Origin of the sequence: Lewinella sp. W8, from assembly GCF_004375085.3 — a bacterium.
Classification (GTDB): domain Bacteria; phylum Bacteroidota; class Bacteroidia; order Chitinophagales; family Saprospiraceae; genus Neolewinella.
On sequence record NZ_SNAQ03000068.1, the window covers coordinates 1 to 584 of the forward strand.

1 protein-coding gene is annotated in these 584 nt (G+C 59.8%); it reads left to right on the plus strand.

From position 1 onward, the window contains the following. A partial coding sequence (locus E1J53_RS23870; RefSeq protein ID WP_134274854.1) for a DUF11 domain-containing protein occupies nucleotides 1-584 on the plus strand: 584 nt, incomplete at both ends.

Consider the following 584-nt stretch of genomic DNA (forward strand, 5'->3'; position numbering starts at 1 on the left):
GAAGACCTGGTGAACGTAGCCGAGATCAGTGCGGCTACGGACAGCGAAGGCGGTGCGGTGGAAGACATCGACTCTACGCCGGACACCGATGACGGTAACGACGCTGGTGGTGCCGTAGGTACGCCTTCTGATGATGTCACCAGTGGTGACGGCAGTGGCGCTCCCGGCGACACGGATCCCAACACGGACGAAGATGACGCTGACCCCGCCTTGATTTCCATCGGCGAGTTCGACCTTGCGCTGACCAAAGCACTGAGTGCGGGTCAGGAGTTCATGGTCATGCCGGGTGATGAAGTGTCGTTCACGATTACGGTAGAGAACCAGGGTGAAGTCACGGCAGCTAACATTGAGGTAACAGATTACATCCCGATGGGTCTGAGCTTCAGCGCCAACAACGACGGTGCGATCTGGACGGACAATGGTGACGGTACGGCTACGGCCGCGATCGCCGGTGAACTGGCTCCGGGTGCAAGCACTACGCTGACGATCCTGCTGACGGTAGACGCCGGCACGGACGGAGAAGACCTGGTGAACGTAGCGGAGATTAGTGCGGCTACGGACAGCGAAGACGGTGCGGTGGAAGA